The organism is Bacteroidia bacterium (assembly GCA_019695265.1).
In the GTDB taxonomy this organism is placed as follows: Bacteria; Bacteroidota; Bacteroidia; order JAIBAJ01; family JAIBAJ01; genus JAIBAJ01.
In genome coordinates, this window is sequence record JAIBAJ010000076.1 from 1 (window position 1) to 17,513 (window position 17,513).

Here is a 17,513-nt window from a genome sequence, read left to right on the forward strand (position 1 = left end):
TCCCAGACCAGGTTCCAGTACTACGGTAAATACCTGTTGCGAGGGCCCCGTTTAGTGTATTAAGGTAAGTAGGGTTACCTGTATAATGAGTTCCATTTACGCAAAATCCATTTGATTGGGCATTGTTAGTAAATGAAAACTGATAAAAAACACCATTGGTATAAGCAATATTGTAGGACTGTCCAGCGCCTAAACTAAGAGACTGAGAGGTACAGGAAGGAGCCGCAGCTGCTCCAGAGTTTACAACATTGCATTGACTCGTTGCAAGTTGGGAAGAAAGCAAAAGAGCAAAAAAACCTAATGTGTTTATTGCAATTACCTTCAAATTTCTTGTAAAAAAACTCTTCATCGGACAGGTATTAATTTAACAGACAAGGAACCTAATTAAATTGGGTGACTTGAAAAACTAGTTTCGTTGGTTTAGCGTAGATTTAAGTAAAATGGTTTCAATAAATAGTGAAACATCTTCATAATAGTTCTTTGTCGCAAAGAGAGATCTCTAAATACCATACAATAGCTATTAAAAAGATGTTTCAAACAAATTTAAATCTACCTTAATAATCCATTTTTCAAAAATTATGATACCTACAAGAATTTTTTGTCTTGAGGTTTCAGTCAATTATTTTCTAATAACTTCTGCTGAGCCGCTTTCGGTTGGATTGGTAATATCCTTCCCATAAACGGCTTGTGACAAATTAGATACAGTGCCTTGTAATTGGTTTATTAATTTTTGTTGTTCTTTAATTGCTTCCAATAAAACAGGAACCATGTGACTGTATTGAACTGATTTATAACCTTGGCTATCGGTTTCAACTAACTCAGGAAAATACAGTTCTAATTCTTGCGCTATGAAACCAATTTCAGTTTTGTCTTTAAAAGCTTTCTCTGGAAATTCTTCTTTTCTCCAGTTGTAAGTTACTCCATTAACAGCTAAAACCCTATCAAGAGAATTGGTCAATGGTCTAATGTTCTTTTTGAACCTAGCATCTGAAGTTTCATTGATACCATTTGAAACTACTTTACCACTAATGCTAATATTACCGGTTCCAACCAAATTGTAAGAGTTTAGGTTAATATTAGCGGTAGCAATACAGTTACCCATTCCGTCACCGGCAACTGAAAAAGCATTTGTAGCTACCCAAGAAGGGGTACCTGTACCAGCATTAGGTAGAGTAAGAGCATATTGTATGCCGGCGGAACCAGCAGATACTCCGGGGACTGTTAGGTTTACCCAAGAAGTACCGTTGTAGTATAACATATCACCAGTAGCAGCAGGAATACTTAAAGAGGTAACTGCAGCAGAACCCCATTCAATGGCAGTTCCAGCACTATTTACTTTTAGCACTTGGTTTGCAGAACCTAAAGTTGACCTTAAATCTCCGGTTGAGGAAGCCATAACAAGCGAAGCATTGGTAATTGAAGTAGTGGCAACAGTGGAAGCTAAACCGCTGAATTTAGCATTTCCAACCACATGAAATTTTTCACCTGGTGCTGTTGTTCCAATACCAACATTTCCTTGATCGAATATGGCCGCATAGTTATTTTGACCATTAGATGCTGTTGCATACAGGGCAACGTTGTTTAAGTTATTACCACCACTTGCACGAGAAGATGTGTTATTTAAATATGCCACATAATCTGTTAAGGCCCCTGAAGTAGTATTGAACGTTCTGTTGTGAACTGCATAAAAAGCCTTTTCATTATTATTAGTAGATCCACCGCCTGGGCCAAGGTTGTGTTGAATTTCAATTTTTGCAGTTGGGGTTGTTGTACCTACCCCAATATTTCCACCATCGAAAACTCCATCTCCATTTAATCTGAAACGAGCAACTTGAGCCGTAGCACTTTGATTTTCCACGAAAGCACCACTAGTTGATGCGCTAGAAATAGTAGTCCAAGCTGTCCCAGTATAGTAATAGAACCCCGGTCCATTTGTTCCATCTCCATCTGTACTATAAATTAACATACCGGCTTCTGTTGACGACAAGCCAGTAGGCCTGGATGCCCAAGTCATACGTGGAATCAGCATACCTTTTCCTGTAGCATCCACGTCCAACATAGATTTAGAGTTCGCTGCAGCACCAGTTGTGTTAATTCCGACGCCTTGACCAAGCGAAGAGTAAATGTTGGCACCCAATACAGCGGTTAAGATGAGTGTAAATTTTCCTAGCTTCATATTTTCTTATTTTAAGGATTTTTGCTTTACAAAAAAATGAAATGTGAAATCAAATATACCAGTATTTTGGTAGTTAACGAAAAAAAAATAACCAAGGGGTTCAAAATTACGACAAACGACATAGTTTTCATATTTTAACTAGATATCTATCCGATAAAGAATGCCCACATTAACACCTCCCCAAAAAAAGTGAGAAGTCCGTTTAGTATCGTATAGTGTGCCATCCAAAAGAGAATTTGGTCCTGGAGTAATTCCATCATCTTTCAATGGAATGCCATCGTGACCGCGCATATTATTTACTCCATATGCAATTCTGACACCACCGTTCAAAAACAAATCTTCTGCAAGATACATATCAAATCCAAAACCAATTATTGGCGCATAATACGTCTTATTCCAAGAAGATATCGTGTTTTTTTCTACTACATATTGATCTTTGGTACTTGAAGATTTATAATTAGCACTAAATAGCATACCATATTGAAATCCTAACTCAAAATATGCACCTGACTCCAACATATACTTAGCATATAATGGGATATCAAATCCGGTAAATTTAACTCCACTTTCATATGAAACCTGATTACCTGCCAGGGTATCCAAACCTGTCCATTTCAAATTATAAGTAGTAAAAGCAGGATTAAGGCCTATTCCAATATGATTATTGGCATACCAAAAAAAAGCAAGTCCATAAGAACTTCCAAAACCAGGTTGAACCTTAGAATCTTCTCCCCATTTATTCAAATTTTTATTAAAATTCCAGGTTGATTTTATCATATAATTTGCCCCGAATAGCAAAGAAGAACTATATCGCTTTATGCTATCCGGTCTTTTCTTTTTTTGAGAAAAGGCTTGAAAGCCAATACTTATGGAAATTAATACAAGTAAAATTACTTTTTTCATTTGTATCCTTTGTACTAAATTCAATAATTAAGGTTCTATTTTTTATTTCCATAATTTTCAACAGTATATTTGCATGATGTCGAAACGTTGGTTCATACTTTTTACAATTATCTCTTTTTCAGCGATAGGTCAAAATTCAAAATTAAGTCCCGAATTCTATTGTGAAGCGCAATTTCACCAATTGGAACAAGTTGAGCCTAAAATTGAAACTATCATTGAATGGGCAAAAAAAAGGACAGGTAAAACCTTCCGAATTAAAAATGAAATAAAGGGACCGTTAAGTTTGCATTACTTATTAGAAGAAACTTATCAGGGTCTTCCAATATTCTTTTCCACTTTCAAAGTTAACACCACCAAAAAAGGACAAATTTTATCTACTTTTAATTCTACCCGAACTTTTGAATCCACTCAAGGGGATTTCCCCCCCCATACAGCAATTTCTGAATTTCTAAATAGTCTTGGCAACTTTCCATGGAAACTTATAGAAGAAGAAAATGGATATTTTGTTCACAATTCTGAATTAATTCGATGTAAACGGATACAACACACCGATGAAAATAATCAATATCGGGAAACAATCCTTGATCAGGAAGGGCAAGTTTTGTATTCCAATGATTTACTAGTATATTTCCAAGAATCTGTTAAACTTGAAATAGATACTCCTTGTACCGGAAATATTTATTTTCCGGATCCTTTAACCAGTTCAGGAAATTCGTACGGAGGTCCATGGGTAGATAATTCAAACAACAATTCAATAGAATTAAGTTCCCAATTAGTTTCCAAGCAAGTAACATGTAGTTTTAGCAATGACAGCTTTAGACTACAAAATTCAGCGGTTGTCATTATGGATGTTAGCAGTCCATCCATCAGGCCATCCGTTTCGAGCACTCCAAGTTTTTTATACAGTAGGGACCAATCCGGTTTTGAGGAAGTAAACGCACTTTATCATTTAACTCATTTTAATAGTTATATTCACAATGAGCTAGGATTCCCAAATATTTGCAATTACCAAATTGTTGTAGATGCTCATGCTATGAATGGTGCGGATAATAGCAACTTCAATCCGGCCTCCTCCCCTCCCCGATTGAGTTTTGGGGATGGTGGAGTTGATGATGCCGAAGATGCCGATGTAATAATTCATGAATATGGACATGCGATTTCCTATAGTGCTGCACCTAACACTAATTCAGGTTTAGAAAGGACCACTTTAGATGAAGCTGGGGGAGATTATTTTGCGTCTTCATATTCTAGAAGAATTTCAGAAAATCAATGGTATAACGTATACACCTGGGATGGACACAACGAATTTTGGACAGGAAGAATATCAAATTCCACCGACCATTATCCAGAAGATTTAGTTAACAACAAATACAATGATGCTGATATTTGGAGTAGTGTTTTAATGGAAATCTGGGAAGATCTTGGCTTTCAGATTACAGATCAATTATTAATTCAGGCAAATTTAAGTTATTCCCCAAATATGTCAATGCCCAATGCAGCAATGTTGTATCTGCAGGCCGATGAATTATTATATGGTTCTGCCCATTTTCAATCAATTAGAGACCATATGGTAGCGAGAGGTTTATTACCAGAAGACGTAGGTATTGAAAATTTGGTGGAAGAAAATTCACTTCGAGTAATAGGAAGTCTCGAGTTTTATCAAGGAACTGGAAATTTGATTTTAGTTTCAACAAAAAACTCCATTCAACCCATTCAGTTATTTTCAATTGAAGGAAAACTACTTCATACTTTTGAATTTCGAAATAAACAGGTTGAGCTATCACCATCACTATTGTCGCCTGGTACCTATATACTTGTTGCAGGTGACACCCCAATCCGAATAATCCGTTAATCAATTAGCAAGCTTACGCAATTTCCACTTACTTTCAGGTTGATTTGCTGACTTTCTTGAAATTTCTAGTTGATTTTTATTCAACAAAAAAGTTACCAGTGCTGAGGCTGCCAATTCTTCTATTTCAACATGTTGCACCATCAGTTCAGGAGAAAAATGCTTTTTCACAAAATGGGTATCAAAGTTACCATTAACAAAGGCAGGATGGTTAATTGCAAATTTGCAGAATGGCAAAGTTGTTTCTACGCCTACAATTTTATAATCCTCAATAGCTCTAGTTAATTTAGCAATGGCATCATTTCTATTAGAACCAAAAGCAATTAATTTAGATATCATTGGGTCATAAAAAATTGGAATTTCCATCCCTTCTTCGATGCTATCATCTACCCGAACACCAACACCTGAAGGTTTAACGTATTTCGTAATTGTTCCAATATCCGGCATAAAGTTATTGGAAGGATCTTCTGCACAAACCCGAATTTCTATTGCATGACCATTTATTTTCAAATCGGATTGAGAAAAGGAAAGCGGCAAATTTCTGGCTACATTTATTTGCTCTTTCACTAAGTCTAATCCAGTAATAAATTCCGTAACAGGGTGCTCGACTTGAAGTCTTGTGTTCATTTCCAAGAAATAGAAATCCAATTTTTCATCTACTAGAAATTCTACTGTTCCTGCACCACTATAATTACAAGCTTTAGCAATATCAACGGCGCATTTACCCATTGCTTCCCTTTTTTCAGGAGTTAGAATACAAGAAGGTGCTTCTTCAACCACTTTTTGATGTCTGCGCTGAATACTACATTCTCTTTCAAACAAATAAACCACATTACCATGATTATCTGCCAAAACTTGAATTTCAATGTGTCTTGGAGAACCAACATATCTTTCAATAAAAACTGAACCATCACCAAAAGAAGCCACAGCCTCATTTACGGCGAAATTCATTTGTTCTTTAAAATCTTCTGCCTTTTCTACCACTCTCATACCCTTACCTCCTCCACCGGCAGAGGCTTTTATTAGAATTGGAAATCCAATTTGCTTGGCTGTTTCTAAAGCTTCATCCACATTTGAAATAGCTTCATCTGTTCCGGGCACCAATGGTACGTTGTACTTTTTTGCAGCTTGCTTAGCAGACAACTTACTACCCATCATTTCCATTGCTTCGGCAGATGGACCTATGAAAGTTAAACCTGCTTGTTTTACCTTCCTAGCAAACTCGGCTCTTTCACTTAAGAAGCCATAACCCGGATGAATACCATCACATTTACTGCTTTTAGCTATTTCAATAATTCTATCTATAACTAAATAACTTTGACTAGATGGGGGCGGGCCAACACAATAAGCCTCATCTGCATATCTAACATGTAAAGCATTTTTATCGGCTTCGGAATAAATGGCAACACATTTAATACCCATTTCGTGCGCACTTCGCATGATACGCAATGCAATTTCTCCTCGGTTTGCAATAAGAATTTTATTCATGAAAAAAATGATGGGCGAAGATAGAGTTCAAAATTCAAAGTTTTTAGTTTAAAAAATACTTCCAACTTTGTCGGCAGAAATTTACATGAAAGAGTTTGCCATCCATCCCTCTTTTACCTCAATTGATGAGGTAATGGAAGCTATCCAATCGAATACCAAAGCCATTTTAAGCGATAAGGCCAAAGAACAAATTACTAAAGTTAGGAAATTCTTAGATGCAAAACTAGACTCCAGCAATCAACCATTATACGGAGTAAATACTGGTTTTGGAGCCCTGTATAACAAAAAAATCTCCAAAAAGGACTTAAATAAACTACAAGAAAATTTAGTTAAAAGTCATGCTTGTGGAACTGGTCAGGAGGTTCCAACTGAAATTGTAAAATTGATGTTGCTTTTGAAAGCAAAATCGATGAGTTTTGGAAATTCAGCAGTTCAATTAGAAACAGTAGAAAGATTATTGGACTTTTACAACCATGAAGCCTTGCCTGTAGTGTATGAGCAAGGTTCGTTGGGAGCTTCCGGAGATTTGGCACCCTTAGCACATTTATGTTTACCACTCATTGGTTTAGGGGAGGTCAATTATAGGTCACAACGAATTAAAGGCTCCTCGGTATTAAGAAAATTAAAACTTAAACAAGTTGAATTAGTTAGCAAAGAAGGACTTGCCTTATTAAATGGCACTCAATTTATGCAAGCATTTGGAGTATATTGCATACATGAGGCTGAACGTTTGTACAAATTAGCAAACACTATTGGAGCAATTTCTCTTGAAGCATTTGATGGGAGAATAGAACCCTTCCATTCCCTTATTCAAACTATTCGTCCACACCTAGGTCAAATTGAAACTGCATTGCAATTCAGAGAATTATTAAAAGGCAGTGAATTAATTTCCCAAAAGAAACAACATGTGCAGGATCCCTACGCATTTCGATGCATACCTCAGGTACATGGAGCCACTTTTGACACTATTCGCTACGTAAAATCAGTATTCGAAACAGAAATAAATTCAGTAACAGACAATCCAACCTTATTTCCTGATGAAGATTTATTGATATCTGCAGGAAATTTTCATGGACAACCTTTAGCACTGACAATGGATTTCCTTGGAATTGCTTTGGCAGAACTAGGTAATATTTCTGAACGTAGAACCTATCAGTTAATTTCAGGATTAAGGGGTTTACCATCCTTTTTAGTGGCCAATCCTGGATTAAACTCAGGATTCATGATTCCACAATACACTGCAGCAGGGATTGTTAGTCAGAATAAGCAGTTAGCAACCCCGGCTTCAGTGGATAGTATAACTTCAAGTGCCGGACAGGAAGATCATGTAAGTATGGGAGCAAATGCTGCAACCAAATGTTATAAAATCGTTGAAAACATCTATACCATTTTAGCCATTGAATTATTCACTGCGGCACAAGCAATAGAATTTAGAAGACCTAAAAAAACATCGATTAAACTTGAAAAAATTCTAAATGCCTACCGAAAGGAAGTACCATTTATTCAAGAAGATACAACCATGTACCCGGAGATTCAACGGACAATTAAATTCATTAAAAAAGTAAAAATATAAGTCTGGACTACCACTACATTTTTTAAAACAAGAGGTAAAAAAAATTAAGATATACTTGAGCAAAAAATGTATGATTCAAGATTGAAAATTTTTCTTATAGTATTATTTTTACCTGAAACTTAATTAAGGTAACAAAAAGACTTACATTTTCGATTAAGTCAATGAAATTAATTATGGAAACATTTAGCAGAGGAACCAAAGTAACACATCCACAGTACGGAGAAGGAACCATTGTTTCGGTGGACGAATTTACCTACCAGATCAATTTTCAAACCAGAGGAAAAGTTGAAGTATCAAAGAAATTTACAGGATTAAAAGCCGAAAAAGAAATGCCCGAATTAGATGAATCCATTGAATGGAGTGCGTTAGAAATCGCATTAATCAATGTACTAAACAAATATTCTGACTTAAGTCCAACCATTCCATTGGGAGATAAGTGGATTGGTGGCAAGCTTATTTTTGAACCGGGCACACCCGGCTTGAAAGGAAAGGAAATCCCCATTGAAACATTTTTCCATAAAGTAGTTATGGTTAGGGACAGGTTGAGAGTATTAGAACAGAACATTAATTCAAACGACAAACTTAGTCCGGAGGAAAAGGTTAACCTTCAACAGTATATTACCAAGTGTTATGGAAGTTTAACTACTTTTAATGAACTTTTCAGAAGGGCAGAAGATAAATTTGTCGGTGACAAAAAATCAGGTGAATAACTATTTAATTATAGCAATTCTTAAAGAGAATTTGCCATAATTAAGTGTATCAACAGTGGAATAATCAGTATTTGAAACTCGACAATTAAAATCACCTTTAACAGTATAAATATAGTTTATTGTTGTGTCGGCGATACCGGTAATTAAGGTATCGACAAGTTCCACTTTTCTGATAAAACAATTGGATCCACTTTGATTTGGAGGATAGGCAGAAGAAAGTACTTTATTTTGTCCATTAAAGGCCACAATTTCAATATACTCAGCACTTTCCGAATTAAAGGAAAGGGATTTACCTTCCAGGGATTTAGGATCACCATAGAAATTAAGTAATGCACCCCACTGATAGGATTGCAAGGGGAAAGCGGTTAAATTTCCTTCAAAATATGGATAATTACTTTGATAAACCAGGTTTTGGTTAGCCTTTTTAAATTGGAGATAAAATCTTGAATAAATGCTATCAAGATTAGGGCATTCCAGACATTCTCCTCCGCAATCAACTCCGGTTTCAGAGCGATTTTGAATACCATCGGTACAGGTATTTTCGTTTAATGGATTATTGTTATTTTTATTACAAGACAAAAGCAATAAGGAAGAAATTACAGCAAATAGGAAAATTATTTTTGTCATTTGGATAGCCTTAAGGTTTATATTTAAATAAGTTAGAATAGCAAAAAGTTGGGGTTAGGCTCGGGTAGGGATAGAGGCAAGTAGCCCACAGGCGACCGAAGCCCCAAGGCGAAGGAAGACGAGGACTACAGCCGATAGCCCGACCATTCGCATAAAAAACTATTTGGAGAGGAGCAAGTAAAATTGGGCGAATGGGACCCGCCAAAACAGAAAAACTCTTTGGAAAAGAATCATAAATTTCCATGGTTAATTGGACGGATTAGAGGGCCTATAAAAGCGGAAGTCCAAAGATGCAAAAATTTTCATTTTCATCTTTGGACTTACCAACAAAAGAGGAACAAACAATTAGGATTGCTGAGTCTCCGGTTTAGGCATTAACACCTTTCTGGAAAGGCGGAATTTTCCTGTTTTAGGATCAATTTCAACCAATTTCACTTTCAATTTATCACCTTCTTTTAGCACATCTGTGACATTTGCGATTCTTTTCCAATCAAGTTCAGAGATATGTAAAAGACCATCTTTACCAGGCATAAATTCAACAAAAGCACCAAATGTTTGGATATTTTTAACGGTACCTTCATACACTTCTCCAACTTCCGGAATAGCGGTAATTCCTTTAATACGAGCTACTGCAGCATCTAGTCCGGCTTTATCAGCGGAATAAATTTGAACATACCCTTTATTATCTTTTTCTTCGATACTAATAGTTGTATTTGTTTCCCGTTGCATTTCTTGGATTATTTTGCCGCCCGGGCCAATAACTGCTCCAATAAATTCCTTATCGATAATGATAAGTTCGATACGTGGGGTATGAGGTTTGTAATCTGCACGAGGTTCAGATATAGCTTTACTCATTTCACCAAGGATGTGAAGGCGACCTTCTTTAGCTTGGTTCATGGCTTCTTCTAGAACTTGGTAAGAAAGTCCATCCACTTTAATATCCATTTGGCAAGCAGTGATACCATCTTTAGTACCCACTACTTTAAAATCCATATCACCTAAGTGATCTTCATCGCCGAGGATATCGGACAAAACTGCATAGCGACCGGTTGCATCTGTAATAAGCCCCATAGCGATACCGGAAACTGGTTTCTTCAATTTAACACCTGCATCCATAAGAGCCATAGAACCGGCACAAACTGTAGCCATGGAACTAGAACCATTTGATTCAAGCACATCGGAAACGATACGAATGGTATATGGACACTCTTGAACAGAAGGCAACATTTGTTTAAGTCCGCGAAGGGCAAGATTTCCGTGTCCAACTTCGCGACGACCTGGAGCTCTATTCGGTTTTACTTCACCGGTTGAAAAGCCAGGGAAATTGTAATGAAGCATCAGGTTATTCATACCTTCATACACAGCTCCATCAATAATTTGTTCATCGTCTTTGCTACCGAGTGTAACGGTAGTTAAAGATTGAGTTTCACCACGGGTAAAGATAGAACTTCCATGAGGAGAAGGCAGGTAATCTGTTTCTACCCAAATTGGGCGGATTTGACGGAGATCGCGGCCATCTAAACGGCGGCGTTCGGCCAAAACACAATCCCTCATTGCTTCCTTTTCGATATCGTGGAAATATTTACCAAGTAGCGACTCTTTTTCGGCAGCTTCCTCAGGAGCCAAGGTATCGATAAAGGCTTGTCTAACGGCTTCAAATTTTTCTTTACGAGCTTGTTTACTTGCATTACCTTCTTTAGCCACGGCGTAAAAGCCTTCGTAGGTTGCGGCTTTAACTTTCTCTTTAAAGTCAAAGTCATTTACTTCGTGAGAATATTCGCGTTTAGGAGAAGATTTAGAAACAAGAGCTGCCAATTCCAATTGGGCTTGACATTGCAATTTTATTTCTTCGTGAACAAATTTAATTGCATCGATCATAGCTTGTTCAGAAACTTCTTTCATTTCACCCTCCACCATGAGAATATCTTTAGCGGAACCTGCCACAATCATATCCAAATCAGCATTTTCGAGTTCGGAGCGATTAGGATTAATTTTGAGAGCGCCATTGATTCTGGCCACGCGTACTTCAGAGATAGGTCCATTGAAAGGAATATCAGATACAGAGATAGCTGCTGAAGCGGCGAAACCGGCCAATGCATCCGGAAGAATTTCGTTATCGAGGGAAATAAGTTGAACATTCACTTGAACATCCGCGTGGAAATCGTCGGGGAAACAAGGGCGAAGAGCGCGGTCAATTAATCGGGAAATAAGAACTTCGTAATCAGACAAACGACTTTCACGTTTTTGGAAAGAACCTGGGATTCTTCCGGCGGAGGCGAATTTTTCCTGGTAATCAACTGATAAAGGAAGAAAATCTACACCTTCTTTAGCTTTTTTATTAGCAACCACAGTTGCAAGAAGCATGGTATTACCCATACGCACAACAACACTTCCATCGGCTTGTTTAGCCAACTTTCCAGTCTCTATACTGATTTCGCGACCATCGCGAAGATTAAACTTTTTTACAATAGCTTGCATGAATGAACATTTGAATTGCACAAAAAGAAAAAAGGCAACTTTCATTGCCTTTTCTCCTTTGTTGGATAAATTACTTACGTATGTTTAGTTTTTTGATTACTTCCCTATATTTTTCAATATCGGTGTTTTTCAGGTAGTCTAATTGACTACGGCGTTTACCAACCAGATTCACCAGCGCTCTTTGGGTACCAAAATCCTTAGCATTTTTTTTAAGGTGATTGGTTAGGTGATTGATCCGCAAGGTAAACAAAGCAACCTGGGATTCGGCATTTCCGGAGTCAGACTCACTATTGCCATGCTTTTTGAACAATTTCTTCTTTACGTCTGCAGTCAGATACATCTTCTGAATATTTACTTTTTTAAGGCCGCAAATGTAATTTAAAATTCAATAGTCCTAACAAGAATAGCAAATTATTTTTTTCTTTTATCAATTTAAAAATCCTGGCAGATGGAAATTAGTTCAGTTTAACCAGTTTTTTATGAGCTTGTTCATTTCCCAGTTGGAGATTAAGGTATAACAAACTTGGAGAAGGCAATGTGTTAAGGCTGATTAAAGTTTGAGGTTCGTTCAAAGTAATTGGACCATAAACCAGTTGACCTAATGCATTTGTAATAGTCAGATTTGAATTAAGCCAATTGGGAGGAACTTGAATTTGAAAAGAGGAATTAAAAGGATTAGGAAAAACCTGAAGCATTTCCAGGTTATTATCCTGAAAACTTGTTGTTCCCGGGCAATCATCAATTCCCATGGTACGAACAAATCGAGGAACGATGTACGAAATCATGGTATCAATATAGGACAAGGCATAGTCCCGTGACATATTGGGATTGGTAATTAACTCCGAGGTAACCATATCCTGGCCCCAAACGGCTACTGCCTGATCATTATCCCACCAATCCCATGGGCCGGACTGTTGAGCAGGGGTGGTATAAAAAGGACAAAGACCTTCAAACTGATTATTCCGTTGATTGATGGACTGGGTAATAGGATCTATAAAGGCAGGATTTCGAAAAATGGCATTATTATCTCCATAAATAGGATTATTACAACGTTGAGCAATTTCGTATGGACCGGTCACATAGACTACGTTTCCGCCGGTAGTGGGAACTATTACCATTCCTTCAGTATAAGGAGCATAAGGGTCACCTGGGACATGGAAACAAATCATAGGAACTTCACCTGGTTCAAGCCAGGTGGAATCACCTAAAGCCCCGCCTGCATTAATTGCAAGAGATATTTTTGCATCATAGCCTGGCCAATTGGGCAAGTTATAGGCCGGATCCCCACCAAAACCGTCGTAATTTCCCATTTGCAAGGTATCTATATAAGGCAGGGCAGTATTACCGTCTAGAAACTTAGGTAGCGTAATCTCTTCGTACTTGTCCAAGGTAGCATATGCCATAGAAATAAAGCCGGCCGAACCTAAACCCATTAAACCAATGTTATCAGGATCAACTTTGTACAACCGGGTAGTAGCGGCATCTTTCTTAAAGAATCTAACGGCAGATTTCACATCCTGAACCGCCCTGTAAACAGCTTTCAACAATGAAGAAGTTCTCGCATCCTGATCTGAAGAAATAGCATTCCAGCCTTGGCGATAAGACAATGCCGCAGCGACAAATCCACGGCGGGCAAACTGCCTGCATAATTCAACCACACTGCTATCGTTACGGCTTCCCAAAACACTTTGATTATATGGTTGAGGAAGAAAATTTCCTCCATGCAAAATAATCATTAATGGGCGGGAAGAAGCCGTATCGCCCATTGGTTCGTAAAACGTCATGGTTAAATCTCCTTGGGGAGGTAAACCGGTGGTATAAGGCCAATAAATCCTATTGGTACTATAAACAATATTATCGGTAGAATCAACAGACGAGAACACCTCCTCACAGAATCTGGTTTGTCCAAAAGATAAGAAAGATGAGAAAAGTAGGGCAAAAAGTAAACTGAAATTCTTCATAGTAAGGAAAGTATTTAATAATCAAGAACGTATCCCTTTTCGGCGCACAATTTAACCATGGTTCTATTAACCACACCAAAAAAAGTATCTCCAAACCGATACAATTCCATTTGCCGTTTTTTCATTTTTAAAAATTCCTCCCTTTTTACGGAAAGCATTTTTAGAATATTCACATACTCAATTCGTTCTCTTTTCTTATCTTCAATATAAGCATACAGTTCCTTTTCACTCAATTTGGAGGTTTTTTCATCCATATACTCTCTTTTGAATGAGGCTAAATTTAATTCCTTCTTATTGTTTGACAAATCGACCAAATCCCATTCAGCATTTTTATCTTGGTACATCGCAGAGGCCTTAAAAAACGCTCTAGACTCATTGGACATATCATCGATTTTACGAGCTTCTTCATCCAATTTTAATTGAACTTTTGCTCTTTCGACCCCTTCCCTACCATAAGGAACATAGGTAGAATTGATCATGGTGCATGCTTCGAGAAGCAAATCATTATCATAGCCTTTTTCAAAGTAAATATTAGGCTCTTTGATTCCAATGATATGGAAAGTTCCCCCGGTAATTTCAGATATGGATTGCCAACCTAGAACTTCCTTTTTATTTTCATAGGTTTTAAAATAAAGAGTATTAAAAACGATGTTTTTTTCTTTAGCCAATTCACATGCCTTGGTGATATCGTAACCATTATTCACACCGCCATTACCAACTAAGAACACCACTTTTACAGCATTAGTCTCTTTGCTCCATCCCATTTCTTTTACCACCGTATGCACTGCGTCACCAATTAACACCTTGCCTTTAGCTGTAGACTCCTTTATTGAAAACAACTCATTAGCTACCTTATCAATATCAAAAGTAAGGTCGGTCATTATCTTGACATATGCATTTTCCTCACCAAAACTAGGGCGACCAAGGCAAACCAAACCAAGTCGGAAATCTGGGGCCGGTTTTAAACGATTCATTTCATTAATAATCTCCCAGAAATTAGATTTTACAGAAGAAAGAATCCCGCCAGTGCTTGAACTGATGTCAACAACGAAAACAACATCAACGGGCGGTTGTTTGGATTTAGAAGAAGCTGATTGCTTATTTTGAGAAAAAGAAATTAAGGATTGGAAAAGAAAAAGCAGGAGGAAAATCCAATTTAGAAATGGACCTGGTAATTCTTTCCTTTTATTCATGTATACTTTCCTGTTCCTAAATATCACCAATAAGGCTGCTAAGATATTAAAAAAAGTACAAAAACTATACCTTTGAAGCGATGATAGAACAAGATTTAGAAAACAACTGGAACGAAGTAAGGTCCTATTTCGAGTCCAAATTTGGAGGAGAAATGGATTTGGATGGTATAATTTTCTTAATAGGAGTCAATGAGTTAGGGCAAGGATTTAGAAAATTCAAAAAACATGAAAAGATGGATATTATGCACGTAGCAATCTGCAAATTATTAAGCAGATATGGCTTTTATGAATTAGAAGGATATGATGAAGAAGGTTGGCCACACTACAAACTTAGCGAAGAGTTGCCAGTTTTAAAACCGGGGCAGCAACAGTTTTTGGTAAAACAAGCAATCATTGAGTATTATCAGGATTTCATTAAGGAATAGTTAGTTTTATAACTTTGGCCATAATCATGAGTGAAGAAAAAATTTACGATTACATAGTAATAGGATCCGGTTTTGGTGGCAGTGTTTCAGCAATGCGACTTGCTGAGAAAGGATATTCTGTTTTGGTACTAGAAAAAGGGAAAAAATACACCAATCAAGATTTTCCAAAAACCAATTGGCAAATAAATAAATACCTGTGGATACCATTGTTGAGGTGTTTTGGATTTCAAAAGCTAACCATGTTTAAGGAAGCCTTTGTATTAAGCGGTGTAGGTGTAGGTGGAGGAAGTTTAGTGTATGCCAATACCTTACTAGAGCCTGATGATCACTTTTATCAAAACCCTATTTGGTCTCATTTAAAGGATTGGAAAAATGAATTACGTCCATATTACTCCAAGGCTAAATTTATGCTTGGAGTAACCCCTGTACCTAAAATGTATTTGGCCGATCAATACATCCGTGATGTTGCAAAGGATTTGAATAAGGAAATTAGTTTCGAACCTGTTAATGTTGGAGTATATTTCGGTGACACTCACCAAGAAACAGATCCTTACTTCAAAGGTTTAGGCCCCAAAAGAAAAGGCTGCATAGAGTGTGCAGGATGTATGGTTGGATGCCGTGAAAACGCTAAAAACACCCTGGACAAAAACTACCTGTGGTTTGCTCAAAAATTTGGAGCAGAAATCCTTGCAGAAACCATGGTAGATCGAGTTGAATACAACGAAGGTGAATATAAGGTTAATACTTATAGCAGTACTGCTTGGTTTGGAGGAAGAAAAAAAACCTTTAGGAGCAGAGGAATTGTTTTTTCCGGTGGTGTATTAGGCACCATGGAATTGTTACTCAAACAAAAATACGAACTGGGTACACTTTCCAAACTTTCCAATAAATTAGGACATAACATTCGCACTAATTCGGAATCATTGTGTGGTATTAGTGATACCAAAGAAAAGATGAATCATGGAGTAGCCATTTCATCCATTTTTCAGGCTGACAAAGACACACACATTGAAATAGTTAAGTTTCCGGATGGAAGCAATGCCATGAAACTCCTTGCCACCATTGCCACCGGTAATGCAGCAAACGGTTTAATCAGAACCTTAAAAATGATTGGCAATTTAATTAAGCATCCAACCTTTTACCCAAAAATGCTGTTTGGAAAAAATTGGAGCACCAATACCATTATTCTCTTGGTAATGCAAACCTTAGATAATTCCATGCGCATGGTTTATAAAAAGGGATTATTTGGAGGTGGAATATCCATGGTCAACGATGGCCCAAACAAAGTACCATCTTATATCGAAACAGGACAAAAGGTGATGCACCTATTTGCAAAAAGATCCGAAGGAAAGGCCGGCAATGCCTTGACTGAAGTGATTTTCAATGTTAGTACCACTGCTCATATTTTAGGTGGAATTCCTATTGGAAAAACAGCAGAAGAAGGCGTTGTAGACCTCCATTTTCAAGTACATGGTTATCCCAATATGATTATTTGCGACGGAAGTATAATTCCATGCAATTTAGGAGTAAATCCAAGTTTAACTATAACGGCTCTAAGTGAATACGCCATGGGACAAATACCTGTAAAACCAGGACATTCCGGAGAAACACTTGAGGCTCAAATGGCTTCCATATAAAATAACAGAATTGTAGCAAAGGACCAAAATGTCAATTCCAATGAATCGACTTTTTTAAAAAATAATTTATATGCGGGCCCCCTCCGCCCTATTTTACTTTTGCTAATCCCAAAGTTACATGCATGGGCGTTCGGGTCACGCTATCGGCTGTAGTCCTCGTCCCACTAGGCTATCGCCATAGTGGTCCTGTGGGCTACTTGCCTCTATCGTTGCCCGATGCACAACCTCCAAAAGAACATATCAACCCAACTAATAACTGTATCTATTAGTCGTTTGCAAGAGGTAATACCGATTAATTAAAGGCAGCAAAAAACAATCAATCCGTTTATTTTCAAACACTTAATTACCATGGACGGTTGTATTATTTTCCTTAAACCCATAATTTCTATTGACAATTTTGGGTCAAAATAACCTGAATTCTATGCGGATGGCAGATAGGTACCGTGACATGTTGTTAAGAATATAAACTGATAGGCTGCGCATCGGGCAACGA

The 17,513-nt window shown here is 37.4% G+C and carries 14 protein-coding genes; 5 read left to right on the forward strand and 9 right to left on the reverse strand.

All coding sequences use genetic code 11. The features are described 5' to 3' along the window. From K1X82_10915 to K1X82_10925, 3 genes are all read right to left on the reverse strand, one after another. Positions 1-349: hypothetical protein (locus K1X82_10915; protein MBX7182616.1), on the reverse strand; the 349-nt coding region annotated here is incomplete at its 3' end. Positions 350-619: 270 nt separating this feature from the next. Further along, complete coding sequence (locus K1X82_10920) at positions 620-2,176, reverse strand: tail fiber domain-containing protein (protein ID MBX7182617.1); 1,557 nt, start codon at positions 2,174-2,176, stop codon at positions 620-622. 138 nt (positions 2,177-2,314) lie between these two features. Further along, positions 2,315-3,079, reverse strand: coding sequence for an outer membrane beta-barrel protein (locus tag K1X82_10925; GenBank protein MBX7182618.1), 765 nt, complete (start codon positions 3,077-3,079; stop codon positions 2,315-2,317). A gap of 73 nt (positions 3,080-3,152) precedes the next feature. Here K1X82_10925 and K1X82_10930 point away from each other — a divergent pair, with 73 nt between their 5' ends. Next, positions 3,153-4,931 carry a hypothetical protein gene (locus K1X82_10930; protein ID MBX7182619.1) on the forward strand — a complete coding sequence of 593 codons (1,779 nt, stop codon included), beginning with the start codon at positions 3,153-3,155 and terminating at the stop codon, positions 4,929-4,931. On the opposite strand, the gene accC is transcribed toward K1X82_10930, so the two are convergent. Next, positions 4,932-6,416 (reverse strand): acetyl-CoA carboxylase biotin carboxylase subunit, encoded by a 1,485-nt coding sequence (gene accC / locus K1X82_10935; protein MBX7182620.1) that lies wholly within the window; start codon positions 6,414-6,416, stop codon positions 4,932-4,934. Positions 6,417-6,501: 85 nt separating this feature from the next. On the opposite strand from accC, the gene hutH reads away from it, so the two are divergent. Together hutH and K1X82_10945 are read left to right on the forward strand one after the other, a co-directional pair. After that, on the forward strand, positions 6,502-7,989 hold the full coding sequence (gene hutH, locus K1X82_10940; protein MBX7182621.1) for a histidine ammonia-lyase: 1,488 nt from the start codon (positions 6,502-6,504) through the stop codon (positions 7,987-7,989). A gap of 173 nt (positions 7,990-8,162) precedes the next feature. After that, positions 8,163-8,699, forward strand: a complete 537-nt coding sequence (locus tag K1X82_10945) for a hypothetical protein (protein ID MBX7182622.1) — start codon at positions 8,163-8,165, stop codon at positions 8,697-8,699. Here K1X82_10945 and K1X82_10950 read toward each other — a convergent pair whose 3' ends face one another. The 5 genes from K1X82_10950 to K1X82_10970 form a co-directional block, all read right to left on the reverse strand. Next, positions 8,700-9,326 carry a hypothetical protein gene (locus K1X82_10950; protein ID MBX7182623.1) on the reverse strand — a complete coding sequence of 209 codons (627 nt, stop codon included), beginning with the start codon at positions 9,324-9,326 and terminating at the stop codon, positions 8,700-8,702. It lies immediately after the preceding gene. Between the two features lie 345 nt (positions 9,327-9,671). Further along, positions 9,672-11,804 carry a polyribonucleotide nucleotidyltransferase gene (gene pnp / locus K1X82_10955; GenBank protein MBX7182624.1) on the reverse strand — a complete coding sequence of 711 codons (2,133 nt, stop codon included), beginning with the start codon at positions 11,802-11,804 and terminating at the stop codon, positions 9,672-9,674. A 70-nt stretch (positions 11,805-11,874) separates the two neighbouring features. Next, on the reverse strand, positions 11,875-12,144 hold the full coding sequence (gene rpsO, locus K1X82_10960; protein ID MBX7182625.1) for a 30S ribosomal protein S15: 270 nt from the start codon (positions 12,142-12,144) through the stop codon (positions 11,875-11,877). Positions 12,145-12,259: 115 nt separating this feature from the next. Next, complete coding sequence (locus K1X82_10965) at positions 12,260-13,765, reverse strand: T9SS type A sorting domain-containing protein (GenBank protein ID MBX7182626.1); 1,506 nt, start codon at positions 13,763-13,765, stop codon at positions 12,260-12,262. A 14-nt stretch (positions 13,766-13,779) separates the two neighbouring features. Next, complete coding sequence (locus tag K1X82_10970) at positions 13,780-14,958, reverse strand: VWA domain-containing protein (protein ID MBX7182627.1); 1,179 nt, start codon at positions 14,956-14,958, stop codon at positions 13,780-13,782. 80 nt (positions 14,959-15,038) lie between these two features. On the opposite strand from K1X82_10970, the gene K1X82_10975 reads away from it, so the two are divergent. Then, positions 15,039-15,383, forward strand: a complete 345-nt coding sequence (locus tag K1X82_10975) for a hypothetical protein (protein MBX7182628.1) — start codon at positions 15,039-15,041, stop codon at positions 15,381-15,383. A 26-nt stretch (positions 15,384-15,409) separates the two neighbouring features. Then, complete coding sequence (locus tag K1X82_10980; protein MBX7182629.1) at positions 15,410-17,020, forward strand: GMC family oxidoreductase N-terminal domain-containing protein; 1,611 nt, start codon at positions 15,410-15,412, stop codon at positions 17,018-17,020. Positions 17,021-17,513: the final 493 nt, after the last annotated feature.